General features: G+C 65.0%; 25 protein-coding genes. 10 read left to right on the top strand and 15 right to left on the bottom strand.

Annotated elements, in window-relative coordinates:
• Positions 1–47: 47 nt before the first annotated feature.
• Together dxs and GDH07_RS29310 are read left to right on the top strand one after the other, a co-directional pair.
• Entirely contained in the window at positions 48–1,949 is a 1,902-nt protein-coding gene (dxs, locus tag GDH07_RS29315) for a 1-deoxy-D-xylulose-5-phosphate synthase (RefSeq protein ID WP_022641262.1), read from the top strand.
• 107 nt (positions 1,950–2,056) lie between these two features.
• Positions 2,057–3,949, top strand: coding sequence for a TonB-dependent receptor domain-containing protein (locus GDH07_RS29310; protein ID WP_152899600.1), 1,893 nt, complete (start codon positions 2,057–2,059; stop codon positions 3,947–3,949).
• Between the two features lie 7 nt (positions 3,950–3,956).
• On the opposite strand, the gene GDH07_RS29305 is transcribed toward GDH07_RS29310, so the two are convergent.
• The 12 genes from GDH07_RS29305 to nrdR form a co-directional block, all read right to left on the bottom strand.
• The gene (locus GDH07_RS29305) at positions 3,957–4,754 is read right to left on the bottom strand and encodes a cobalamin-binding protein (RefSeq protein WP_152899599.1); all 798 of its coding nucleotides are present in this window, start codon (positions 4,752–4,754) and stop codon (positions 3,957–3,959) included.
• Positions 4,754–5,173, bottom strand: a complete 420-nt coding sequence (locus GDH07_RS29300) for an MFS transporter (protein WP_343038356.1) — start codon at positions 5,171–5,173, stop codon at positions 4,754–4,756. The genes GDH07_RS29305 and GDH07_RS29300 overlap by 1 nt, the downstream gene beginning before the upstream one ends.
• Complete coding sequence (ribA, locus tag GDH07_RS29295) at positions 5,170–5,787, bottom strand: GTP cyclohydrolase II (RefSeq protein ID WP_022641266.1); 618 nt, start codon at positions 5,785–5,787, stop codon at positions 5,170–5,172. Before ribA ends, GDH07_RS29300 begins: the two co-directional genes overlap by 4 nt.
• Before the next feature lie 113 nt (positions 5,788–5,900).
• The gene (locus GDH07_RS29290) at positions 5,901–6,656 is read right to left on the bottom strand and encodes a substrate-binding periplasmic protein (protein ID WP_152899597.1); all 756 of its coding nucleotides are present in this window, start codon (positions 6,654–6,656) and stop codon (positions 5,901–5,903) included.
• 10 nt (positions 6,657–6,666) lie between these two features.
• Positions 6,667–7,170, bottom strand: a complete 504-nt coding sequence (locus GDH07_RS29285) for a phosphatidylglycerophosphatase A family protein (RefSeq protein WP_022641268.1) — start codon at positions 7,168–7,170, stop codon at positions 6,667–6,669.
• Positions 7,167–8,132: a thiamine-phosphate kinase gene (gene thiL, locus GDH07_RS29280; protein ID WP_022641269.1), complete on the bottom strand. Its 966-nt coding sequence runs from the start codon at positions 8,130–8,132 to the stop codon at positions 7,167–7,169. Before thiL ends, GDH07_RS29285 begins: the two co-directional genes overlap by 4 nt.
• A gap of 18 nt (positions 8,133–8,150) precedes the next feature.
• A complete protein-coding gene (gene nusB, locus GDH07_RS29275; protein WP_022641270.1) occupies positions 8,151–8,651 on the bottom strand; it encodes a transcription antitermination factor NusB in 501 nt (166 codons plus the stop codon).
• Positions 8,648–9,124: a 6,7-dimethyl-8-ribityllumazine synthase gene (gene ribH / locus GDH07_RS29270; RefSeq protein ID WP_022641271.1), complete on the bottom strand. Its 477-nt coding sequence runs from the start codon at positions 9,122–9,124 to the stop codon at positions 8,648–8,650. The genes nusB and ribH overlap by 4 nt, the downstream gene beginning before the upstream one ends.
• A gap of 91 nt (positions 9,125–9,215) precedes the next feature.
• Positions 9,216–10,310 (bottom strand): bifunctional 3,4-dihydroxy-2-butanone-4-phosphate synthase/GTP cyclohydrolase II, encoded by a 1,095-nt coding sequence (gene ribBA, locus GDH07_RS29265; protein ID WP_022641272.1) that lies wholly within the window; start codon positions 10,308–10,310, stop codon positions 9,216–9,218.
• Positions 10,311–10,341: 31 nt separating this feature from the next.
• Positions 10,342–11,004 carry a riboflavin synthase gene (locus GDH07_RS29260; RefSeq protein ID WP_103325198.1) on the bottom strand — a complete coding sequence of 221 codons (663 nt, stop codon included), beginning with the start codon at positions 11,002–11,004 and terminating at the stop codon, positions 10,342–10,344.
• 47 nt (positions 11,005–11,051) lie between these two features.
• Positions 11,052–12,185 (bottom strand): bifunctional diaminohydroxyphosphoribosylaminopyrimidine deaminase/5-amino-6-(5-phosphoribosylamino)uracil reductase RibD, encoded by a 1,134-nt coding sequence (gene ribD / locus GDH07_RS29255; protein ID WP_152899595.1) that lies wholly within the window; start codon positions 12,183–12,185, stop codon positions 11,052–11,054.
• Positions 12,182–12,646, bottom strand: a complete 465-nt coding sequence (gene nrdR / locus GDH07_RS29250; protein WP_031320603.1) for a transcriptional regulator NrdR — start codon at positions 12,644–12,646, stop codon at positions 12,182–12,184. The genes ribD and nrdR overlap by 4 nt, the downstream gene beginning before the upstream one ends.
• A gap of 129 nt (positions 12,647–12,775) precedes the next feature.
• Between nrdR and GDH07_RS29245 the strand changes: the two genes are divergently transcribed.
• Genes GDH07_RS29245 through trxA form a run of 3 tightly spaced genes read left to right on the top strand, consistent with a single transcriptional unit; the run spans position 12,776 to position 14,845 of the window.
• Entirely contained in the window at positions 12,776–13,234 is a 459-nt protein-coding gene (locus tag GDH07_RS29245) for a hypothetical protein (RefSeq protein WP_031320604.1), read from the top strand.
• A complete protein-coding gene (locus tag GDH07_RS29240) occupies positions 13,231–13,941 on the top strand; it encodes a class I SAM-dependent methyltransferase (RefSeq protein WP_022641277.1) in 711 nt (236 codons plus the stop codon). Before GDH07_RS29245 ends, GDH07_RS29240 begins: the two co-directional genes overlap by 4 nt.
• 31 nt (positions 13,942–13,972) lie before the next feature.
• Positions 13,973–14,845 (top strand): thioredoxin, encoded by an 873-nt coding sequence (gene trxA, locus GDH07_RS29235; protein ID WP_152899594.1) that lies wholly within the window; start codon positions 13,973–13,975, stop codon positions 14,843–14,845.
• Positions 14,846–14,903: 58 nt separating this feature from the next.
• Here trxA and GDH07_RS29230 read toward each other — a convergent pair whose 3' ends face one another.
• A complete protein-coding gene (locus tag GDH07_RS29230) occupies positions 14,904–15,266 on the bottom strand; it encodes a hypothetical protein (RefSeq protein ID WP_152899593.1) in 363 nt (120 codons plus the stop codon).
• 136 nt (positions 15,267–15,402) lie between these two features.
• On the opposite strand from GDH07_RS29230, the gene GDH07_RS29225 reads away from it, so the two are divergent.
• From GDH07_RS29225 to GDH07_RS29205, 5 genes are all read left to right on the top strand, one after another.
• The gene (locus tag GDH07_RS29225; RefSeq protein ID WP_022641280.1) at positions 15,403–16,002 is read left to right on the top strand and encodes a DUF2796 domain-containing protein; all 600 of its coding nucleotides are present in this window, start codon (positions 15,403–15,405) and stop codon (positions 16,000–16,002) included.
• A gap of 72 nt (positions 16,003–16,074) precedes the next feature.
• Complete coding sequence (locus GDH07_RS29220; RefSeq protein WP_152899592.1) at positions 16,075–16,785, top strand: ABC transporter ATP-binding protein; 711 nt, start codon at positions 16,075–16,077, stop codon at positions 16,783–16,785.
• Position 16,786: 1 nt separating this feature from the next.
• A complete protein-coding gene (locus GDH07_RS29215) occupies positions 16,787–18,052 on the top strand; it encodes an ABC transporter permease (protein WP_152899591.1) in 1,266 nt (421 codons plus the stop codon).
• 10 nt (positions 18,053–18,062) lie between these two features.
• Entirely contained in the window at positions 18,063–18,596 is a 534-nt protein-coding gene (locus GDH07_RS29210) for a DUF3299 domain-containing protein (RefSeq protein ID WP_152899590.1), read from the top strand.
• A 175-nt stretch (positions 18,597–18,771) separates the two neighbouring features.
• Positions 18,772–19,470: an OmpW/AlkL family protein gene (locus GDH07_RS29205; protein WP_152899589.1), complete on the top strand. Its 699-nt coding sequence runs from the start codon at positions 18,772–18,774 to the stop codon at positions 19,468–19,470.
• Positions 19,471–19,526: 56 nt separating this feature from the next.
• On the opposite strand, the gene GDH07_RS29200 is transcribed toward GDH07_RS29205, so the two are convergent.
• Positions 19,527–20,456, bottom strand: a complete 930-nt coding sequence (locus GDH07_RS29200) for an NAD-dependent epimerase/dehydratase family protein (protein ID WP_152899588.1) — start codon at positions 20,454–20,456, stop codon at positions 19,527–19,529.
• Positions 20,449–21,333 carry a sugar nucleotide-binding protein gene (locus GDH07_RS29195; protein ID WP_152899587.1) on the bottom strand — a complete coding sequence of 295 codons (885 nt, stop codon included), beginning with the start codon at positions 21,331–21,333 and terminating at the stop codon, positions 20,449–20,451. The genes GDH07_RS29200 and GDH07_RS29195 overlap by 8 nt, the downstream gene beginning before the upstream one ends.
• Positions 21,334–21,362 lie beyond the last annotated feature (29 nt).

Here is a 21,362-nt window from a genome sequence, read left to right as displayed (position 1 = left end):
CATAAGGTAAACTGCCGCCTCTTTCTACACCTATAACGATTCGCCTGATGCCCACGACGTTTCATGAGATTCCCCGCAAACGCCCGAGCACACCGCTGCTCGATCGTGCCCAGACGCCGGACGGCCTGCGCCGGTTAGGCGAAGCCGAGCTGGAAACCCTGGCCGATGAATTGCGCCTGGAACTGCTCTATTCGGTCGGCCAGACCGGTGGGCATTTCGGTGCCGGCCTCGGCGTCATCGAGCTGACCATCGCCCTGCACTACGTCTTCGATACCCCGGACGACCGGCTGGTATGGGACGTGGGCCACCAGGCGTATCCGCACAAGATCCTCACCGGTCGCCGCGAACAGATGGGCACCTTGCGCCAGAAAGACGGCCTCGCGGCCTTCCCCCGGCGCTCGGAGAGCGAATACGACACCTTCGGCGTCGGCCACTCCAGCACCTCCATCAGCGCCGCCCTGGGCATGGCCATCGCCGCTCGCCTGCAGAACAGCGAGCGCAAGGCCATCGCGGTGATCGGCGACGGTGCCCTGACCGCGGGCATGGCCTTCGAGGCCCTGAACCACGCGCCGGAAGTGGACGCCAACATGCTGGTGATCCTCAACGACAACGACATGTCGATCTCGCGCAATGTCGGCGGCCTGTCCAACTACCTGGCCAAGATCCTCTCCAGCCGTACCTACGCCAGCATGCGCGAAGGCAGCAAGAAAGTGCTGTCGCGCCTGCCCGGCGCCTGGGAAATCGCCCGCCGCACCGAAGAGTACGCCAAGGGCATGCTGGTCCCCGGCACCTTGTTCGAAGAGCTGGGCTGGAACTACATCGGCCCGATCGACGGCCACGACCTGCCGACCCTGATCGCCACCCTGCGCAACATGCGCGACCTCAAGGGCCCGCAGTTCCTGCACGTGGTGACCAAGAAGGGCAAGGGCTTCGCCCCGGCAGAAGTCGACCCCATCGGCTACCACGCCATCACCAAGCTCGAGCCCCTGGACGCTCCGGCCAGTGCGCCGAAGAAAGCCGGCGGACCGAAGTATTCCGGCGTGTTCGGCGAATGGCTGTGCGACATGGCAGCCGCCGATTCGCGCCTGGTGGGCATCACTCCGGCCATGAAGGAAGGCTCGGACCTGGTGACCTTCAGCGAACGCTTCCCGCTGCGCTACTTCGACGTGGCGATTGCCGAGCAGCACGCGGTGACCCTGGCGGCCGGCATGGCCTGCGAAGGCGCCAAGCCGGTGGTGGCGATCTACTCGACCTTCCTGCAGCGCGGCTACGACCAGCTGGTGCATGACGTCGCGGTGCAGAACCTCGACGTCCTGTTCGCCATCGACCGCGCCGGCCTGGTGGGCGAAGACGGCCCGACCCACGCCGGCAGCTTCGATTTGTCCTACCTGCGCTGCATTCCCGGCATGGTGGTGATGACCCCGAGTGACGAGAACGAACTGCGCAAGATGCTCAGCACCGGCCACCTGTACAACGGTCCGGCAGCGGTGCGCTACCCACGCGGCACTGGCCCCAATGCGCCGATCGACAAGGACCTGGAACCGATCGAGATCGGCAAGGGCCTGGTCCGTCGCCAGGGCAAGCAAGTAGCGCTGCTGGTATTCGGCGTGCAAATGGCCGAAGCGTTGAAAGTGGCCGAGAGGCTCGACGCCACGGTGGTCGACATGCGCTTCGTCAAGCCGCTGGACGAAGCCCTGGTGCGCGAGATCGCCGGTAACCACGAGCTGCTGGTGACCATCGAGGAAAACGCCATCATGGGCGGTGCCGGCAGTGCGGTCAGCGAGTTCCTGGCCCAGGAAGGCTTGCTCAAGCAGGTCCTGCACCTGGGCCTGCCGGACACCTACGTCGAGCATGCCAAGCCGGCGCAGATGCTCGCCGAGTGCGGCCTCGACGAAGCCGGCATCGAAGCCTCGATCCGCCAACGCCTGCAACTGCTGGGCCTGGCGTAAGCTGTAGCGCCCCATGCTGAGCGCCCGCCACGCGGGCGCCAGCTTCTCCCCATCCACGGCCCATCACCTCCTGCGGCCGAACCCGCGCCGTGCGAAAAGGAGCAGCCATGAAACTCTCCCGCCTTGCCCTGCCCCTGTTCCTGCTGTCCGGTGGCGAACTGCTGGCCGACACCTCCGAGCGCGATCAGGCCCTGAAACTGCCGGACACCCTGATCAGCGCCAACCGCCAGGTACAGGCGCGCAACGACAGCAGCGCGGCGAACACGGTGTTCACCCGGGACGATATCGATCGCCTGCAACCCACCAGCCTGACCGACCTGCTGCAACGGGTTCCCGGGGTGCAGGTTGCTCAGACGGGTGGCCGCTCGAGCCTGCCAGGTGTTTACATCCGCGGCACCAATTCGTCCCAGAGCCTGGTCCTGGTGGATGGCCAACGCATCGGTAGCTCCTCCAGCGGTGACAGCAACCTGCAATTCATCAATGTCGAGCAGATCGAACGCGTAGAAGTGCTGCGCGGCTCACGCTCGGCGATCTACGGCAGCGACGCCATTGGCGGGGTGATCCAGATCTTCACCCGGCGCGGTACCGAGCAGGGACTGCAAGGCAGGATGCACCTGGGCTTTGGCAGCAACCAGACCTGGCAACGCAGCCTGGGGCTATCCGGCGGCGACCAGCAGACCCGCTTCAGCCTCGGTGCCAGCCTGGATGAAACCGCCGGGATCGATTCGACCCGGGAGTCCTACCCCAGCGACGACGACCATGACGCCTATCGGAACCAGTCGTTGAGCCTGAGTTTGAGCCATGCCTTCGACGACGATCTGGAAGTGGGGCTGAACCTGCTGGATAACCGTGGTCGCAGCCAGTACGACAGCCCTTTCGGCTATTTCGACATGGCCACTAACAATACCTATCAACAGCAGCCCTATACCGATTTCACGGTCAGCAGCATCAGCAGCTTCATCGACGCCCGTCTCAACGACAGCTGGAAGTCACGCCTGGAACTGGGCCATGCCGAGAATCGTGACGCCAAGCGCGACAAGCTCACCGTGGAACGCAGCACCTTCAATACCTATCGCGACTCGCTGAACTGGCAGAACGACCTGAGTCTGGACGAACGCAACAGCCTGATCCTCGGCGCCGATTGGTATGAGGATCGGCTCAATACCAGCGCGGCCTACGGCGAGGACAGCCGCTGGAATCGTGCAGCGTTCATCCAGCACCGCTTCCGTGGCGACAACTTCTCCACGGAGTTGGGCCTGCGCCACGACCGTAACCAGCAATTCGGCAGCCAGAACACCTGGAGCGGAAGCCTCACCGTGCCGGTGAACCCGGACAACGACCTGCTGTTGTCCTACAGCGAAGGCTTTCGGGCTCCGACCTTCACGGATCTGTATTACCCAAACAGCAGCAACCCACAGCTCAAGCCAGAACACTCCAAGAGCTATGAACTGCAGTGGCGTAGCCAACTGACCCCAGATAGCCGCCTGGAAGCTTCTCTTTATCGCATCGATCTCAAGGACGCGATCATCTACAACACCAGTGCACGGCGACCAGAAAATATCGGTTCGGCACGGATCAATGGCCTGGAAACGGCCCTGAAACAGGAATGGTTCGGCTGGCAGACCAGCGCAGGCGTCGCCATCATCGATCCACGCAATCGCCAGAGCGGAGAACAACTAGCACGCCGGGCCAAGCGCACCCTGAACCTGGATCTGGACCGTCAGTTCGAGCGGCTGGCATTCGGCGCCAGCTGGCAACTGGTGAGCAGCAGCCGTGAAAATCGCTTCGAACAGAAGCAGGCACGGCTTGGCGGCTATGGCTTGTTCGGCCTGCGCAGCAGTTGGGCAGTCAACCGGGAGCTCAAGCTGGACCTGAAGCTCGACAATGTCTTCGACAAGTCCTACTCACGGGCGCTCTACAGCTACCAGGGCAGTAACTATGGCTACCGCGAAGAAGGCCGGACTTGGATGCTCGGCGTGACCTGGACCCCTGAGCTGTAAAGCTTGCTCAGCGCTCGGGTGCAATCAAGCCGCACAGCTTGGCCACTGCGCCGACCATCTGCCCGCTGGGCCGCTCCAGGCCCTTGTCCGTCACCAGCAACAAGCGCCCCTGCTCGACCGCAGCGATCTGCGGCCAGGCCTTCCAGGCATCCAATTGCCCCTGGGCCGTAGCCAGGATCGCCTGCGGGTTGCGCTGCAGCACCGCCTCGATACTGACCTGGGGCGCCGGCAGCGGTTGATCGGCAAATACATTGCGCGCCCCGCAGACCGCCAGGGCGTCGCTGATGATCTGGCCACCACCCACCGTGTACAGCGGACGATCCCAGACCTGGTAGAACACCGGTAGGGGTGACTCGCGGCGATAGCGCTGGCGCAGTTGCGCAAGCTGCTGGTCCAACTGGGCCGCCAATACCTGGCCGGCTTGCGCTCGCCCCAGGCGCTGGCCGATCTCGGCGATCTGGGCGGTCAGTTGCGCAAGGTCATGGGGTTCGGCAACCAGGGTGGGAATACCCAGGCGCGCCAATTGCTCCTTCTGGGCCGGGCCGACACTGCCCGGCCAGAGCAGCAGCAAGTCCGGCCGCAGGCTCAGCAAGCGTTCGATGTCCAGCTGGCCGTAGCGCCCTACCGAAGGCAGATCCTTGAGTGGCGCCGGGCGCTCGCCGGCATCCAGCACGCCCACCAGCAGATCGGCGGCGCCCAGTTCGACGACGATTTCCGAGAGCGATGGCGCCAGGCTGACGACCCGCTCGACGGCCAGCGCCTGGCCGCACAGAACCAGCAGCAAGACGACCAGCCAACGCTGCATCAACCGAGCTGGCGCGGGATGCGGTAGAGGTAGAACAACACCGCCGTGGACAAGGCCAGGAGCATCAGCGGCACGGCTTCAAGGCCCACAAATACCGCCAGGGCACCGATCCAGGCCGGCAATGCCGCCACCAGCAAGGCCGTGCGCCGCCGCGCCGCCAGATCGATCCAGGCCGCTGGTTCTTCCGGGGTATCGAGGGCTTTCTGGGTGGCGATCAAGCCGTGCTTGTAGACGCCGAAAAAGCGCAGGCTGACGAACATCGACGCCACCCCGGCGATGAAGAACGGCATCGCCAGCACCGGCAGGATCGGCTCGCCCTGGCCAAATACAGCGTTGAGCACGAACAGCGGCAGCAGCGCCAACGCCAGGTATTGCCACCAGCTGACGGCCAGGCGGCGTCTCACTTGGCCCCGGGTCACGCGCGGTCGACCTCGCCCTGGTGCTCGTTGCCCATCATATGGTCGAGCTTGCTGGCCTTGGTCGCCAGGTACAGCTTGTTGTGCGGGTTGTGGCCGGTGTGCAGCGGCACGCGCTCGGCGACCTGGATGCCCATCTCGGTCAGGGCCTTGACCTTGCGCGGGTTGTTGGTCATCAGGCGCAGGGCCTTGACGCCCAGATGCTCGAGCATCGGCAGGCACATGGCGTAGTCGCGCTGGTCGGCGGCGAACCCCAGGCGCTCGTTGGCCTCCACGGTATCGGCACCGCCGTCCTGCAGCTCATAGGCGCGGATCTTGTTCAGCAGGCCGATGCCGCGACCTTCCTGGCGCAGGTACAGCAGTACCCCGCGACCTTCACGGGCAATCGCCCGCAAGGCGGCTTCGAGCTGCGAGCCGCAGTCGCAACGCTGGCTGAACAGGGCATCGCCGGTCAGGCATTCGGAGTGCAGGCGACCGAGCACCGGCGCGCCGTCGGCGATATCGCCCAGGCTGAGCACCACGTGCTCGCGACCGGTGGCTTCGTCGAGGAAACCGTGCATGGTGAATTGCGCAAAGGGGGTGGGCAGCTTGGAAGCGGCAACAAAAACAACGGGCACTGTTGTGCTCCTGATCTGTATGGGGACTGGAGATTCGCAGAGGCGGCATTGTAACAGCAGCCTCCACTGGGCGCTTAGGCTGAATTATCGTGGATAAAGATCGATAAGTTTGATCAACGGACCGCCGGCCGCGCGTTTCCATCAAAGGGATAAGGCTGCTTCCAGTGCTGGAAGATGGGCCGCAAGCCGCCACTCTTCACCAACTGCTCCATGCGCTGGTCGTACAGGGCCAGCAGGGCGCGGCCCCGGGGCGTGTCGGCGAACCCCAGGTACAACGGCAGCTCCGCCAGGTGCGAGCACCTGAAGCGGCTCGGATCCTCGGCCTGCCCGAGCACATACTCGACCTCGGTCTGGCCGTCGATGTAGTAGTCGGCACGGCCGTAGAGCAGCATCGGCAGGATGCCGACCCGGCGGCGGATCTCGTTGTAGCGACGGACATTGGGCAGGTAGTCCTCGTACTTGTAGCCGCGCACCCAGACCAGCCGGTAGTTGCCCAGGCTCGCCAGGGTCAGCTCGGGACTGCTGGCCAGGCCCAAGGCATAGACGTGGTCATTGTCGTAGTTCCAGCGCGGATAGAGCACACCCGGGGACTCGTTGCGATAGGCGCCGGCCTGGGCATCCACCTCGCCACGCTGCACCAGCCCGACCGAACGGGTATAGGGCATGCTGTGGCGTTCCACCGCCACTCCCTGGGGCTCGAACACCTCCCGCAGGATGTCCCAGGACAGTCCCTGGCCATCGGCCTCGCTGTACTGGCTCCACTCTTCGCTGGCGATCCGGATGAACCCCGGCGCTACGGAAGGCTCGCCGGCCAAGGCATCACAGCTACAGACAACCAGTACGACCAGCAGCGCGCGACAGACACCCATGCCTTGCCCCTCAGCCCAAGCACCACACCAACCCCTGCATCGCCAGCCAGGCGAACACGCCGGCCAGGATATCATCGAGCATGATGCCGACGCCGCCGTGGACATGCCGGTCGACCCAGCGAATCGGCCAGGGCTTGAGGATGTCGAAGAAGCGGAACATCAGGAACCCCGCCAGCAGCCATTGCCAGCCTTCGGGCACCAGCCACAGGGTGATCCACATGCCGACCATTTCGTCCCAGACGATGCCCTCGTGGTCATGCACACGCAGGTCGTCGGCCACCTTGCCGCAGAGCCAGAAGCCGAACAGCATGGTGACACCGAGCATCAGCCAGTAGCCCCAGTCCGGCAGCATCTGCCACAACGGGATAAAGGGTAGCGCAACCAGCGAACCCCAGGTGCCCGGGGCCTTGGGCATGGTGCCCGAACCGAAACCGAAGGCGAGGAAGTGCCAGGGATTGCGCCAGACCGACGGCGGTACGAATTCCGCCGGGACCTGCTTGGGATGATCTGTCACGGTGTCTCCGGAAAGTGTTGGTAGCCCCGGATGCCCGGGGTGATGTCCTGCCCGCCGGCATCCAGCAGCGCCACGCCCTGCCCGGCCACCACCTGCCCCACCACCTGCAGCGGCCAGCCGGCTGCCTGCAGCGGTGCCAGCTCTGCGGCAGGCAAGGTGAAGGCCAGCACATAGTCGTCGCCGCCACTCAAGGCCGCGGCGCGCGCGCCCTCAAGGCCGAGAAAGTCAACCAGGGGCCTGGACAGGGGCAGCTTCTCCAACTCCACCTGCAACCTCACTGCGGAGGCGGCGGCGATATGCCCACAATCGGCGAGCAGCCCATCGGAGATGTCCAGGGCCGCCGTGGCCTTGCCGCGCAGGGCCTGGCCCAGGGCCAGTTGTGGCTGCGGCGACCAATAGTGAGCCAGCAGCGGATCGGCCACCTCGGGCTCGGCACGGCGCTGGCCCAGCACCAGTGGCAAGGCGCCGGCGGCATTGCCCAGCGGGCCGCCGACACACAGCAAGTCGCCGGGCCGGGCACCGCTGCGGGTCAGGGCCTGGCCCGCGGGCACGCGACCGAATACGGTGACGGTCAGGGTCAGTGGGCCGCGGGTGGTGTCGCCACCGATCAGGCGCACGGCGCAATCCTGGGCCATGGCATTCAGGCCACGAGCATAGGCCGCGAGCCAGTCGGCGCTCACCGTCGGCAGGGTCAGGGCAAGGGTGAAGGCCAGCGGCGTGGCGCCCATGGCGGCCAGGTCGCTGACGGCCACCGCCAGGGAGCGTTGGCCAAGAAGAAACGGCTCGCAGGGATCGGCGAAATGCACGCCCGCCACCAGGGTGTCGGTGGAAATCGCCAACTGCTCGCCAGGAGCAACCGCCAGCAGGGCACAGTCATCGCCGATCCCCAGGGCAACGCCCTCGCCGCCCTGCGCACAAGGCGCGGCAGCGAAGAAGTTACGGATCAGTTCAAACTCGCCCATGGCAGCTGCAAGCGCGGATCAGCGCTTGAACGCCTTCACTTCTGCTGCACGCAGGCGTGGGGCCAGCTTGTCGAGGACGCCGTTGACGAACTTGTGGCCATCGGTGGAGCCGAAGACCTTGGCCAACTCGATACCCTCGTTGATCACCACGCGGTACGGCACGTCGACACGCTTGAGCAGCTCCCAGGTGGACAGGCGCAGGACCGCCAGCTCCACAGGGTCCAGCTCGTCGATGGCCAGGTCCAGGCAAGGTACGAGGGCGTTGTCGATCTCGTTCTTGCTGGCCGGGACTCCGTGCAGAATCTCCCGGAAGTAAGCACCGTCGATGTCGGTGAAATCGTTGTCGACCCGGAACTGCGCTTCGATCTCGTTCAGCGAGTGCTTGGCCATGTGCCATTGGTACAGCGCCTGGGTCGCGAGCTGGCGGGCTTCGCGACGCTTGGCGCTCTTGGATGGCTTGCCGGCGTTGGCAGGCTTGGGATCGCGCGGGTTGAAACGATCGCTATCGTCGCTAATCACTTGGCCTCCAACTGCGCCAGCAGGCTGACCATTTCCAGGGCGGACAAGGCAGCTTCAGCCCCTTTGTTGCCGGCCTTGGTGCCGGAACGCTCGATGGCTTGTTCGATCGAGTCGACAGTCAGTACGCCGAAGGCCACTGGTACGCCGAACTCCATGGACACCTGGGCCAGGCCCTTGGTGCATTCGCCAGCCACGTATTCGAAGTGCGGGGTGCCGCCACGAATGACCGCGCCCAGGGCGATGATCGCCGCGTACTCGCCCTTCTGCGCGACCTTCTGGGTCACCAGGGGAATCTCGAAGGCGCCAGGCGCGCGGATGATGGTGATGTCGCTTTCGCTCACGCCGTGGCGGACCAGGGCGTCAACCGCGCCGCTGACCAGGCTTTCGACGACGAAGCTGTTGAAGCGGCCGACCACCAGGGCATAGCGGCCTTTAGGGGCGATGAAGGTACCTTCGATGGTCTTCAGGGTCATTCGACAAATCTCTTAAAGAGCTGGAGCGTGTCTAGTACACGCTCCTGAGTGATGTTTGAACCGCGAATTTCAAGCTGGCAACGACCGGCTTTTATTCGGAGGGCACGTATTCTACAACTTCCAGGTCGAAACCGGATATCGCGTTGAACTTCATCGGCGCACTCATCAGGCGCATCTTGCGCACGCCCAGGTCACGCAGGATCTGCGAACCGGCACCGACGATGCTGTAGGTGGTCGGTTGTTTCTTCACCGGCTGGCGCTCGGCGGTCTCGCGGATATGCGCCAGCAGCTCGTCGCCATCCAGCGGATGGCCCAGCAGCAGCACCACGCCGCTACCGGCCTCGGCCACGGTGGCCATGGCCGCCCGCAGGCTCCAGCGCCCGGGCTGCTTGACCATCAGCAGGTCGCGCAGCGGATCCATGTTATGCACCCGCACCAGGGTCGGCTGTTCGGCGCAGATCTCGCCCAGGGTCAGGGCCATGTGCACGTCGCCCTCCACGGAATCACGATAGGTCACCAGGTTGAACTGGCCCAGTTCGCTGTCCAGGGGCTGCTCGGCAATCCGCTGAACGGTACGTTCGTGGATCATCCGATAGTGGATCAGGTCGGCGATGGTGCCGATCTTGATGTCGTGCTCGGCGGCGAAGGCTTCCAGTTCGGCGCGACGGGACATGGTGCCGTCGTCGTTCATCACTTCGCAGATCACCCCGCTAGGCTCGAAACCGGCCATGCGCGCCAGGTCGCAAGCCGCTTCGGTGTGGCCGGCGCGGGCCAGGGTACCGCCAGGCTGGGCCATCAGCGGGAAGATGTGGCCCGGGCTGACGATGTCCTCGGCCTTGGCGTCCTTGGCCGCCGCCGCTTGCACGGTGCGCGCGCGGTCGGCAGCGGAGATGCCGGTGGTCACGCCTTCGGTGGCCTCGATGGACACGGTGAACTTGGTACCGAAGCCGCTACCGTTGCGTGGCGACATCAATGGCAACTTGAGCAGCTCGCAACGCTCGCGGCTCATGGGCATGCAGATCAAGCCACGGGCGTGCTTGGCCATGAAGTTGATGTGTTCGGCCTTGCAGCACTCGGCGGCCATGATCACGTCGCCTTCGTTCTCGCGGTCTTCGTCATCCATGAGGATGACCATCTTGCCTTGGCGGATGTCTTCGACCAGTTCTTCGATGCTGTTGAGCGCCACTCGGCACCCCCCTTCTTTCAAAATTTGAGGTTCAGGATTTGAGATAGCCGTTGGCGGCCAGGAAGCTTTCAGTGATGGTGCTGCCCGTGGCCTCGGCGGCCTTGTCGCCCAGCAGCAGGCGCTCCAGGTAGCGCGCCAGCAGGTCGACCTCGAGGTTGACCTGACGGCCTGGCCGGTAGTCGGCCATGATGGTTTCGGCCAATGTGTGGGGCACGATGGTCAGCTCGAATTCGGCGCCGTTCACTGCGTTGACCGTCAGGCTGGTGCCGTCGACGGTGATCGAACCCTTGTGGGCGATGTACTTGGCCAGCTCCTTGGGCGCACGGATGCGGAACTGGATGGCCCGGGCATTCTCCTCCCGCGCCACCACCTCGCCGACGCCATCCACGTGACCGCTGACCAGGTGGCCACCCAGGCGAGTGGTCGGAGTCAGGGCCTTCTCCAGGTTGACCCGGCTGCCGGCCTTCAACTGGTTGAAGGCGGTGCAGTCCAGGGTCTCGCGGCTGACATCGGCCCAGAAACCGTCGCCAGGCAATTCCACCGCGGTCAGGCAGACGCCGTTCACCGCGATGCTGTCGCCCAGCTTGACGTCGGCCAGGTCAAGCTTGCCGGTTTCTACATAGACCCGCACATCTCCGCCTTTTGGGGTCAATGCGCGAATGCTGCCGATGGATTCGATGATGCCGGTGAACATGGAGTCCTCCTCGAGAACAGGGCCGCCGGGTAGGCGAAAGTCGGGAATTATACGCTCGCTGACGGGGCGGGAATGGCAGTGACTCGCCAGTCATCGCCAACCGCGCGCATTTCAATGATCTTGAGCATGGGAGCCTCGCTCATCTGCTCCAGCGGCCAGTCGAGCAAGGGCCGGGCCGAGGAGCCAAGGAACTTGCCGGCGACGAAGATCTGGTACTCGTCCACCAGCCCCTGGCGGGCAAAGGCCCCGGCCAGGCGCGGCCCGGCTTCCACCAGCACTTCGTTGACACCTCGGGCCGCCAGCTCCTCGAGCAGGCGCCGCAGGTCCACCTGGCCATCGGCACCGGGCACGATCAGGCATTCGGGGCCGTTGGCATATTGCTCCTCCACCGCGACACAGGTCGCCACCAGGGCCGGCCCCGCCTTGAAGAACGGCGCATCCAGCGGCACTCGCAGGCGCCCATCGACCAGCACCCTTAGCGGCGGCCGGCCCATGACCAGGGCCGTCTGCTCGGCGTCCAGCCCCAGCTCGGCAGCACGCACCGTCAGCCGGGCACCATCGGCCAGCACGGTATCGGCGCCAGTCAGCACCACGCTGGACTCGGCCCGCAGGCGTTGCACCGCCGAACGTGCGGCAGGGCCGGTGATCCATTGGCTTTCGCCGCTGGCCATGGCGGTACGCCCGTCGAGGCTCATCGCCAGCTTGACCCGCACATAAGGCAGGCCATGCTCCATGCGCTTGAGGAAACCCTTGTTGATCGCCCGCGCCTCGCCCTCCAGCACTCCGCTATGCACGACGATGCCGGCCTCGGCCAGGCGTCCCATACCGCGTCCGGCGACTTGCGGATTGGGGTCCTGCATCGCCGCGACCACCCGCGCCACTCCGGCGCCGACCAGGGCATCGGCGCACGGTGGCGTACGCCCGTGATGACTGCAGGGCTCCAGGGTCACGTAGGCGGTGGCGCCACGGGCCAGGTCCCCGGCCGCGCGCAGTGCATGCACTTCGGCATGGGGCTCGCCGGCACGCACATGCCAGCCCTCGCCCACCACCTGGCCGTCGCGCACGATGACGCAACCGACACGGGGATTGGGATGGGTGGTGTAGCGGCCCTTGCGTGCCAGCTCCAGCGCGCGAGCCATGTAGTGGGCGTCGAGTACCGCCTGCTCCGCGGACTGGCTCATTGCTTGGCCGGCTCGCGGGCGAGGCGATCGATCTCTTCGCGGAACTCGTCGAGGTCCTGGAAGCGCCGGTAGACCGAAGCGAAGCGGATATAGGCGACTTCATCGAGCTTTTGCAGCTCGCCCATCACCAGCTCACCCACGACCAGCGACTTGACCTCGCGCTCGCCGGTGGCCCGCAGCTTGTGCTTGATGTGCGCCAGCGCAGCTTCCAGGCGCTCGACGCTCACCGGGCGTTTTTCCAGGGCGCGCTGCATACCCGCGCGCAGCTTGTCTTCGTCGAAGGGCTGGCGGCTGCCATCGGTCTTGATCAGACGCGGCATCACCAGTTCGGCGGTTTCGAAAGTGGTGAAACGTTCACCACAGGCCAGGCATTCACGCCGGCGACGGACCTGTTCGCCCTCGGCGACCAGTCGCGAGTCGATGACCTTGGTGTCGTTGGCACCGCAGAAGGGACAGTGCATGGTGGCAGGCAACAAAAAAAGGGAGGGCCATGGTAGCGCATCCCACTGGCAAGACAAGCCATAGCCTTTACGGTATACAGACCGACTATTATGTTTCGCACATGGAAATCTGCCTCGTTGGAGCTTCAAATGCCCCTCAGACCGCTCGTTTTGCTCAGCCTCGTCAGCCTCCTGGTCGCCTGTAGCAGCGATGCGCCGAAGCCCGCGGCCAACACTCCCGCCAAGCCCCAGGCCGTGCAGAACACCCAGGAACCTCTGGACCTCGGCCCCCTGCCGGCCTACCAGCGGGAGTTGAGCGGCAGCCTCAATGGCGTACCAGCGGGGGCCAATGTCGAGCTGGCGCTGCTGGTAATCGATGAACGCGGCCGCCCCCAGCGCCTGCTGGCCAGCAGCAACCTGACCGGCACCGACCGGGTCCTGCCGTTTCGCCTGCGCTTCGCCCCCGAGGCCTTCCCCGCGGGCGCCAGGGTCGAACTGCGCGGCCGCGCCAGCCAGTCCGGGCAGTTGATCCTGCACCTGCCGGCACAACGCATCGACCAACCCACCACCCAGGCCCTGGGCCAACTGCAATTCGTCAAAGCCCCATGACGCCACCGCTCGAACTGCAAGCGGCACTTGGCGAACTGCTGGGGGACGCGCAACTGGTGGCCTGCGAACTGCCCGAGACCGAACTGCGACTGTGGCTGATCGATGATCGCAACATGGACCGCGCCTTCACCCCCGAAGAAACCCGACGCATCCTCCACGAACCGCCCTACTGGAGCTTCTGCTGGGCCAGTGGCCTGGCCCTGGCTCGCTACCTGGCCGAGCATCCGCATTGGGTGCGGGGCAAGCGCGTGCTGGACTTCGGCGCGGGCTCCGGGGTGGCGGCGATTGCCGCAGCCAGGGCCGGAGCGCTGGAGGTGGTGGCCTGCGACCTCGACCCACTGGCCCTGGCCGCCTGCCGGGCCAACGCCGAGCTCAATGGGGTGGAGTTGGGCTACAGCGCCGACTTCTTCAGCGAGGCTGATCGCTTCGACCTGATCCTGGTGGCCGACGTGCTCTACGACCGCGCCAACCTGCCGTTGCTGGACGAATTCCTCAGCCGTGGTCAGCAGGCCCTGGTGGCGGATTCTCGGGTCAGAGACTTCCAGCATCCCTTGTACCAGCGCCTGGAAATGCTCAAGGCCCTGACCCTGCCCGACCTGGCCGAACCCTGGGAGTTTCGCAACGTGAGCCTGTACCACGCACAGCGTCCCGCCAGCGCCAGCATGGCTGCGCCGGCGATGGCGATCTCCCCCGGGCAAGCTTTATAGTGACGCCATTCCCGCTTATTCGAGATACCCCATGAGTCAGGACACGCCGTACATCTTCGATGCCAGCACCGCCGATTTCGACCAGTCGGTAATCGAGAACTCCTTCCACAAGCCGGTCCTGGTGGACTTCTGGGCCGAGTGGTGCGCGCCGTGCAAGGCACTGATGCCGATGTTGCAGCAGATTGCCGAGAGCTATCAGGGCGAGCTGCTGCTGGCCAAGGTCAACTGCGATATCGAGCAGGACATCGTCGCCCGCTTCGGCATTCGCAGCCTGCCGACCGTGGTGCTGTTCAAGGATGGCCAGCCGGTGGATGGCTTTGCCGGCGCCCAGCCGGAGTCGGCGGTCCGGGCCATGCTCGAGCCCCATGTGCAGATGCCGCCACCCTCTGCGGCCGATCCGTTGGAGCAGGCCGAGACGCTGTTCGGCGAAGGTCGCTTCGGTGACGCCGAAGCGGCGCTCAAGGCCCTGCTGCTCGAAGACAACAGCAATGCCAAGGCCCTGATCCTCTATGCCCGTTGCCTGGCCGAGCGCGGTGAACTGGGCGAGGCCCAGACCGTGCTCGATGCGGTCAAGAGCGATGAGCACAAGGCGGCCCTGGCCGGCGCCAAGGCGCAGATCACCTTCCTCAAGCAGGCGGCGTCCCTGCCGGATGCCGCCGACCTGAAGGCACGCCTGGCCAAGGATCCCCAGGACGACGAGGCGGCGTACCAGCTGGCGATCCAGCAATTGTCCCGCCAGCAGTACGAGGCGGCCCTGGACGCCCTGCTCAAGCTGTTCATGCGCAACCGCAGCTACAACGAAGGGATCGCCCACAAGACCTTGCTGCAAGTCTTCGACCTGCTGGGCAACGATCATCCATTGGTGACCACCTACCGGCGCAAGCTGTTCGCCGCGCTGTACTGATCGCCCCGGGGCCGGCCTGCCACAGCTCAGCTTGGCAGGCCGGCCCGCCTTCAGCCCCTCACGATACCCAGCTGTAGATCGGCGTATCCGCGCCGCTGACGACCTTGACCTGGGCGCAATGGCGCAGGCGCACCAACAGCCGCTTGCCCGCCGCCGCGCTACCGGCCAGACCTTCCAGTTGTTCCAGCAACTCCGGCCCGCTGAGCTGGCCAGCCTGGCGCAGCAGGTCCTGGGCGGTCTGCCACAAGGTATCGTCCTGGCTCGGCGGTTTGCTGGCTACTCCGGCGGACGCTGGCTGGGCCGGTTGGGCGGCCTGCAACTGCGCGCCCAACTGTCCTGCCAGCTGGGCCCAGTCGCCTGCGTCCAGCTCCAGGGTCAAATCCACCGACAAGTCGCCGATGCTTCCACGAATCCGCAACATCGCTGTGCTCCCGAAAATTTCTGACGAGCATGCTCCCACGCGTCTTGCGCAACGCCAAGCGGGCGGTCAAACTCTGCCACCGATAGCGTTATAAGATTACATAACATTTATTTCACTTGCGTCCCGGAGACTTGCCATGCGCCGCCTGCTACTCGCCCTGCCGTTCGCCCTGTTGCCACTGGCCGCTACCCAGGTCGCGCAAGCCCATGACCACGAACACGAGCATGAACACGGCAGCCTAGGCGCCCATGAACATGGCGTGGCCCGGTTGAATGCGGTGCTCGACGGCCAGGCCCTGGAGCTGGAACTGGAAAGCCCGGCGATGAACCTGGTGGGCTTCGAGCATGCTCCAGGCAGCGACGCCGACAAGGCCAAGATCAGTGCCGCCCGCAAGCAATTGGAACAACCCCTGGCACTGTTCAGCCTGCCCAAGGCCGCCAACTGCAGCGTGGCCAGCCAGGAGCTGGAGAGCCCCTTGTTCGGCGACCAGCCAGCCGTGGCCGACCACGACGATGACGACGAAGGCGCCGCTGGCCATGAACATCACCATGAGCACAGTGAGATCCACGCCCACTACCGCTTCGCCTGTGCCAAGCCCGAGGCCTTGAAGAACCTCGACCTGGGGCAGGTCTTCAAGACTTTCCCCGCCACCCAGAAAATCCAGGTACAACTGATTTCGCCAAGCGGCCAGCAGGGGGTCGAGGCCACCGCCAAGGCCGCCACCCTGAAGTTCTGAGGCAACGCCTTGCTCCAGCCGTGGCCCGGACACGGCTGGAGCCGACATTCATTCGCTGATCATCGGCCCGACATGACCCAAGCACTCATCGAACTGTCCGACCTGGGCTTCAACTGGCCCGGCCAGCCCCAGTTGCTGGACATCCCCGCCTTCGCCTTGCAAACCGGTGAAACCCTGTTCCTCAAGGGTCCCAGCGGCAGCGGCAAGACCACCCTGCTGGGTTTGCTGGGCGGGGTGCAGAAACCCACCCAGGGCAGTATCCGCCTGCTGGGCCAGGAGCTGGGCGAGTTGTCCGCCGGTGCCCGCGATCGCTTTCGCGTCGACCACACCGGCTACATCTTCCAGCAGTTCAACCTGCTGCCCTTCCTCTCGGTACGCGAGAACGTCGAGCTGCCCTGTCATTTCTCCAAGCAGCGAGCCAGCCGCGCCGTGCAGCGCCACGGTAGCGTCGACCAGGCTGCCGCGACCCTGCTGGCCCACCTGGGCCTGAAGGACCCCGACCTGCTCGGCCGCCGCGCCGACTCGTTGTCCATCGGCCAGCAACAGCGGGTCGCGGCGGCCAGGGCATTGATCGGCCAACCGGAGCTGGTGATCGCCGACGAACCCACTTCGGCGCTGGACCAGGACGCCCGCGAGGCCTTCATCCAGTTGCTGTTCAGCGAATGCCGCGAAGCCGGTGCCAGCCTGCTGTTCGTCAGCCATGACCAGAGCCTGGCGCCGCTGTTCGATCGTCACCTGTCGCTGGCCGAACTCAATCGCGCCGCCAAGCCTGCCGAGGTCTGAGATGTATCTGTTCCGCCTAGCCATGGCCAGCCTGGCTAACCGTCGCTTCACCGCGTTCCTCACCGTGTTCGCCATCGCTCTTTCGGTCTGCCTGCTATTGGCGGTGGAACGGGTGCGCACCGAAGCCCGCGCCAGCTTCGCCAGCACCATCAGCGGCACCGACCTGATCGTCGGCGCCCGCTCCGGCTCGGTGAACCTGCTTTTGTATTCGGTGTTCCGGATCGGCAACGCCACCAACAACATCCGCTGGGACAGCTTCGAGCACTTCGCCAGCAATCCCAAAGTGAAATGGGCGATCCCGATTTCCCTGGGCGACTCCCATCGCGGCTACCGGGTGATGGGCACCACCGAGGCCTACTTCCAGCACTACCAGTACGGCCACCAGCAGAACCTGCAACTGGCCGTGGGCCGGGCCTTCGCCAGCGACCCGTTCGAGGTGGTGCTGGGAGCGGAAGTCGCCGATGCCCTGCACTACCAGCTGGGCGACAAGCTGGTGCTGGCCCACGGCGTGGCCGCCATCAGCCTGGTCAAGCACGATGACAAGCCTTTCACCGTGGTCGGTATCCTCAAGCGCACCGGCACTCCGGTGGACCGTACCCTGCACATCAGCCTGGGTGGCATGGAGGCGATCCACATCGACTGGCACAACGGCGTGCCGGCCCGTGGCGCGGGTCGGATCAGCGCCGACCAGGCGCGCAACATGGACCTGACGCCCCAGGCCATCACCGCTTTCATGCTGGGCCTGAACAGCAAGATCTCGACCTTCGCCCTGCAGCGCGAGATCAATGAGTTCCGCGGCGAACCGATGCTGGCGATTCTCCCCGGGGTAGCCCTGCAGGAGCTCTGGAGCCTGATGGGCACTGCCGAGAAGGCCTTGTTCGTGGTCTCGCTATTCGTGGTCCTCACCGGCCTGATCGGCATGCTCACGGCGATCCTCACCAGCCTCAACGAGCGCCGTCGGGAAATGGCCATCCTGCGTTCGGTGGGTGCCCGCCCCTGGCATATCGCGACCCTGCTGGTACTGGAGGCCTTCGCCCTGGCCCTGGCGGGGGTCATGGCCGGGCTGGCGCTGCTCTACCTGGGCATCGCCCTGGCCCAGGGCTACGTGCAGTCGAACTACGGCCTGTACCTGCCGTTGTCCTGGCCCAGCCCGTATGAGTGGACGCTGCTCGGGGGTATCCTGGTCGCCGCGCTGCTGATGGGCAGCGTGCCGGCCTGGCGCGCCTACCGGCAATCCCTGGCCGATGGCCTGTCGATCCGTTTGTGAGCATCGATCCATGAAGATCCAACGCCTGCTTCACTCCCTGTTCGTCCTGTCGCTGCTGGCCAGCCCGGTCTGCTGGGCCGCAGCTGCGCGGGACCTGACCTGGTTGGAAATGATCCCGGCCGGAGCACCAGCCGAGGTGCCGAACATGAAGCCCCTGCACGACCTGTCGCAGATGAGCGATGCGCTGTCGGCGGAGTCGGCGCCGGCGGCCAAGCAGGAGCTGCCCGATGCCCCGGTGGTCCAGAGCCTCGATGGCCAGTCGGTGCGCCTGCCCGGCTACATCGTGCCCCTGGAAGTGAGCGAGGAAGGCCGCACCACAGACTTCCTGCTGGTGCCGTATTTCGGCGCGTGCATCCACGTACCACCGCCACCGTCGAACCAGATCGTCCATGTCACCAGCGAAGTCGGGGTAAAGCTCGACGAGCTCTACCAACCCTACTGGGTCGAGGGCAACATGCAGGTCAAGCCTTCAACCAGCGAGCTGGCGGACGCCGGTTACCAGATGGCGGCGCAGAAGATCTACGTCTACGAGCTGCAAGAGTGAGCGTCGATCACAGGGAACCTGGCGACCCGGAAAGCGATGGCAAAAGAGTGCGGGGCAAAAGAATAGTTCAGCGCCGGGGCGAGGGTTCGCGATTTCATTGAGCTGAGTCAAGGTGGTCAACTTGACGATCCTTACCATTGGACATAGCCAATTTGAATCGTCCTTTGGAGCTCCCATGCATAAGTCCCTGCTTAGCGCCTCCCTGGTTGCGCTCGCACTCGCCGCCCCGATCGCCCACGCCCACGACGCCGGTGACATCATCGTTCGTGCCGGTGCGATCACCGTCAACCCGAAAGCCAACAGTTCCGACGTCAAGGTCGACCGCGGCCCCCTGGCCGGCGCCAACCTGGGCGGCAAGGCGACCATGAGCAGCGATACCCAGCTGGGTCTGAACTTCGCGTACATGGTGACCAACAACATCGGTATCGAACTGCTGGCCGCCACTCCGTTCGAACACGACGTGAAAATCAAGAACACCGCCCTGGCCCCGGCCAACGGCAAGCTCGGTACCCTCAAGCACCTGCCGCCAACCCTGAGCGTGGTGTACTACCCGCTGGATAACAAATCGGCGTTCCAGCCCTACGTCGGTGCCGGTATCAACTACACCTGGATCTACGACGAGCACGTTGGCAGCCGCGCCAGCGAGGCCGGTTTCGACAACTTCCGCGCCAAGAACTCCTGGGGCCTGGCCTGGCAGGTCGGTGCCGACTACATGCTGACCGACAACATCATGATCAACGCCCAGGTCCGCTACATCGACATCGACACCCGTGCCTACGTGGACAACAACGCGGTGGCCCAGGGCACCCGCGCCAAGGTCAACGTCGACGTTGACCCGATGGTCTACATGGTTGGCCTGGGCTACAAGTTCTAAGCCCAAGCCCTACGAAAAAGGCGCCCTCGAGGCGCCTTTTTCGTGTCCGGAAAACGTCAGCGGCCCAACAGACGGGCCAGGCCGACACTCATCGGCGTGGGCTCGGGGAAGCTGAAGCGCTGCAACAGACGCTGGTTGCTGGCCCGCGAATGACGGATGTCGCCGGAACGGGCGGGACCATGGCTGATGGGAGGCAATTGACCCACAACCTCGGCCAGGGCTGCCAGCAGTTGCTTGAGCGTGGTCGCCTGGTTCAAGCCCACGTTGACTGCGCCCTCTTCCAGTCGAGGAGCCTCGATGGCTTGTACCAGCACCTCCACCAGATCACCGATATAGACGAAGTCCCGAGTCTGTTCGCCATCGCCGAATACCGTGATCGGCAGCCCCTTCTGGGCCCGCTCGCAGAATATGCTGATCACCCCGGAGTACGGCGACGAAGGATCCTGGCGTGGACCGAAGATATTGAAGAAGCGGAAGATCGCCGGCTCCAGGCCGTGTTGGCGCCGATAGAAATCCAGGTAGTGTTCGCTGGCCAACTTGTCGCTGGCATAGGGGGTCAGCGGTGCCTTGGGCGTATCTTCGTCGATGGACCGGCCTTCGCCATTATTGCCGTAGACCGCCGCGCTGGAAGCGAACAACACCCGTTTCACGCCCTGCTGGCGCATGGCTTCGCAAACGTTCAGGGTGCCGATGAAATTGCTCTGGTGGGTCTGTACCGGATCGTCCACCGAGGCCTGTACCGACGCCACCGCCGCCAGGTGGACCACGGCGCTGCAACCCTGCATGACCCGACTCACCAGGGCGGCGTCGGCAACATCCCCCTCGATCAGCTCGACACGCGGATCATCCAGCGGCAGGTTGGCTGGCTTGCCTGTGGACAAGTCGTCCAGCACACGCACCGAATATCCCTTGGCGAGCAGCGCATCGGTCAGATTCGAACCGATGAAACCAGCGCCACCGGTGATCAATACAAAGCCGTCAGCCATGGCGATAGAACCTATCCAGTAAAGCCGGGAGCGCGGCACGCCAGGCGCGCGGCTTGATCCCGAAAGTGTGAAGAATTTTCTTGCAGGCCAGGACCGCATGCTGCGGTTCTTCGGCGGCATCGGCGAACGCCGCGTGGGCCTGGGCGGTGGGCGCCTCGACGGCCAGCGGGTGCAATTGTCGCGCCTCGCCGAGTACCGCCTGGCCCAGGGCCAGGGGCGTGGTCGCTTCCTGGCCGGCATAGTGATAGGTGCCCCACAACGGCGCAGCACAATCGAGTTGCTTGAGTACCGAGATGATCACCCGCGCGGCGTCATCCACCGGCGTCGGGTTCCCCCGGCGGTCGTCCGCCATGAGCAATTCCTGCGTCGACTCGGCCCGGGCCAGGAAACGCCCGAGAATGCCTTCGGCGCTGTCATCGAGCAGCCAGCCGAAACGCAGCAGCACATGCTGCGGGCAAGTGGCGCGCACGCTTTGCTCGATCCGCCACAACGCCTGCCCATGCAGGCCCAGGGGAACGGGCTCGTCCTTCTCGCTGTAGGCGGTAGCCCGCGAGCCGTCGAATACCCGGTAGCTCGAAGGTTGCACCAGGATGATGTTGTGGTGCTGGCAGAGTTCGGCCAGTCGCTCGACCGCCCGCTCCTGGCCAGCCAGGCGCGCCTCGCTCACCGTCTCCGCCTGGAACCAGTCGAAGTAGTAAGCCAGGTTGATCAAGGCATCCGGACGGGTGTCGTCGAGCAATTGCGTGAGGCTCGCGGCGTCCCAACCGTCTTGCGGCGGACGGGGCGCGAGGAAGCTGATGTCTTCCTCCGCACCCAGGCGAATCAGCGCCTGCCCAAGGGCATTTCCGCCGCCCAGTAACATAAGGCGCATTCGCATAGAGTCAGCAGGCCCAGTGTGTTCGGAAC

This window comes from Pseudomonas piscis, assembly GCF_009380155.1.
Classification (GTDB): domain Bacteria; phylum Pseudomonadota; class Gammaproteobacteria; order Pseudomonadales; family Pseudomonadaceae; genus Aquipseudomonas; species Aquipseudomonas piscis.
This window is presented reverse-complemented; position numbering and strand designations above follow the sequence as displayed.

What these genes read in the sequence shown, in the direction of transcription:
- GDH07_RS29240 (WP_022641277.1), top strand. Translation starts at nt 13,231, where the DNA reads ATGACGCCACCGCTCGAACTGCAAGCGGCACTTGGCGAACTGCTGGGG.
- ribH (WP_022641271.1), bottom strand. Translation starts at nt 9,124, where the DNA reads ATGACCCTGAAGACCATCGAAGGTACCTTCATCGCCCCTAAAGGCCGC.
- dxs (WP_022641262.1), top strand. Translation starts at nt 48, where the DNA reads ATGCCCACGACGTTTCATGAGATTCCCCGCAAACGCCCGAGCACACCG.
- GDH07_RS29195 (WP_152899587.1), bottom strand. Translation starts at nt 21,333, where the DNA reads ATGCGAATGCGCCTTATGTTACTGGGCGGCGGAAATGCCCTTGGGCAG.
- GDH07_RS29305 (WP_152899599.1), bottom strand. Translation starts at nt 4,754, where the DNA reads ATGCAGCGTTGGCTGGTCGTCTTGCTGCTGGTTCTGTGCGGCCAGGCG.
- trxA (WP_152899594.1), top strand. Translation starts at nt 13,973, where the DNA reads ATGAGTCAGGACACGCCGTACATCTTCGATGCCAGCACCGCCGATTTC.
- GDH07_RS29210 (WP_152899590.1), top strand. Translation starts at nt 18,063, where the DNA reads ATGAAGATCCAACGCCTGCTTCACTCCCTGTTCGTCCTGTCGCTGCTG.
- GDH07_RS29220 (WP_152899592.1), top strand. Translation starts at nt 16,075, where the DNA reads ATGACCCAAGCACTCATCGAACTGTCCGACCTGGGCTTCAACTGGCCC.
- thiL (WP_022641269.1), bottom strand. Translation starts at nt 8,132, where the DNA reads ATGGGCGAGTTTGAACTGATCCGTAACTTCTTCGCTGCCGCGCCTTGT.
- GDH07_RS29205 (WP_152899589.1), top strand. Translation starts at nt 18,772, where the DNA reads ATGCATAAGTCCCTGCTTAGCGCCTCCCTGGTTGCGCTCGCACTCGCC.
- GDH07_RS29225 (WP_022641280.1), top strand. Translation starts at nt 15,403, where the DNA reads ATGCGCCGCCTGCTACTCGCCCTGCCGTTCGCCCTGTTGCCACTGGCC.
- GDH07_RS29260 (WP_103325198.1), bottom strand. Translation starts at nt 11,004, where the DNA reads ATGTTCACCGGCATCATCGAATCCATCGGCAGCATTCGCGCATTGACC.
- nrdR (WP_031320603.1), bottom strand. Translation starts at nt 12,646, where the DNA reads ATGCACTGTCCCTTCTGCGGTGCCAACGACACCAAGGTCATCGACTCG.
- GDH07_RS29245 (WP_031320604.1), top strand. Translation starts at nt 12,776, where the DNA reads ATGCCCCTCAGACCGCTCGTTTTGCTCAGCCTCGTCAGCCTCCTGGTC.
- GDH07_RS29290 (WP_152899597.1), bottom strand. Translation starts at nt 6,656, where the DNA reads ATGGGTGTCTGTCGCGCGCTGCTGGTCGTACTGGTTGTCTGTAGCTGT.
- ribD (WP_152899595.1), bottom strand. Translation starts at nt 12,185, where the DNA reads ATGAGCCAGTCCGCGGAGCAGGCGGTACTCGACGCCCACTACATGGCT.
- GDH07_RS29230 (WP_152899593.1), bottom strand. Translation starts at nt 15,266, where the DNA reads ATGTTGCGGATTCGTGGAAGCATCGGCGACTTGTCGGTGGATTTGACC.
- GDH07_RS29215 (WP_152899591.1), top strand. Translation starts at nt 16,787, where the DNA reads ATGTATCTGTTCCGCCTAGCCATGGCCAGCCTGGCTAACCGTCGCTTC.
- GDH07_RS29200 (WP_152899588.1), bottom strand. Translation starts at nt 20,456, where the DNA reads ATGGCTGACGGCTTTGTATTGATCACCGGTGGCGCTGGTTTCATCGGT.
- GDH07_RS29310 (WP_152899600.1), top strand. Translation starts at nt 2,057, where the DNA reads ATGAAACTCTCCCGCCTTGCCCTGCCCCTGTTCCTGCTGTCCGGTGGC.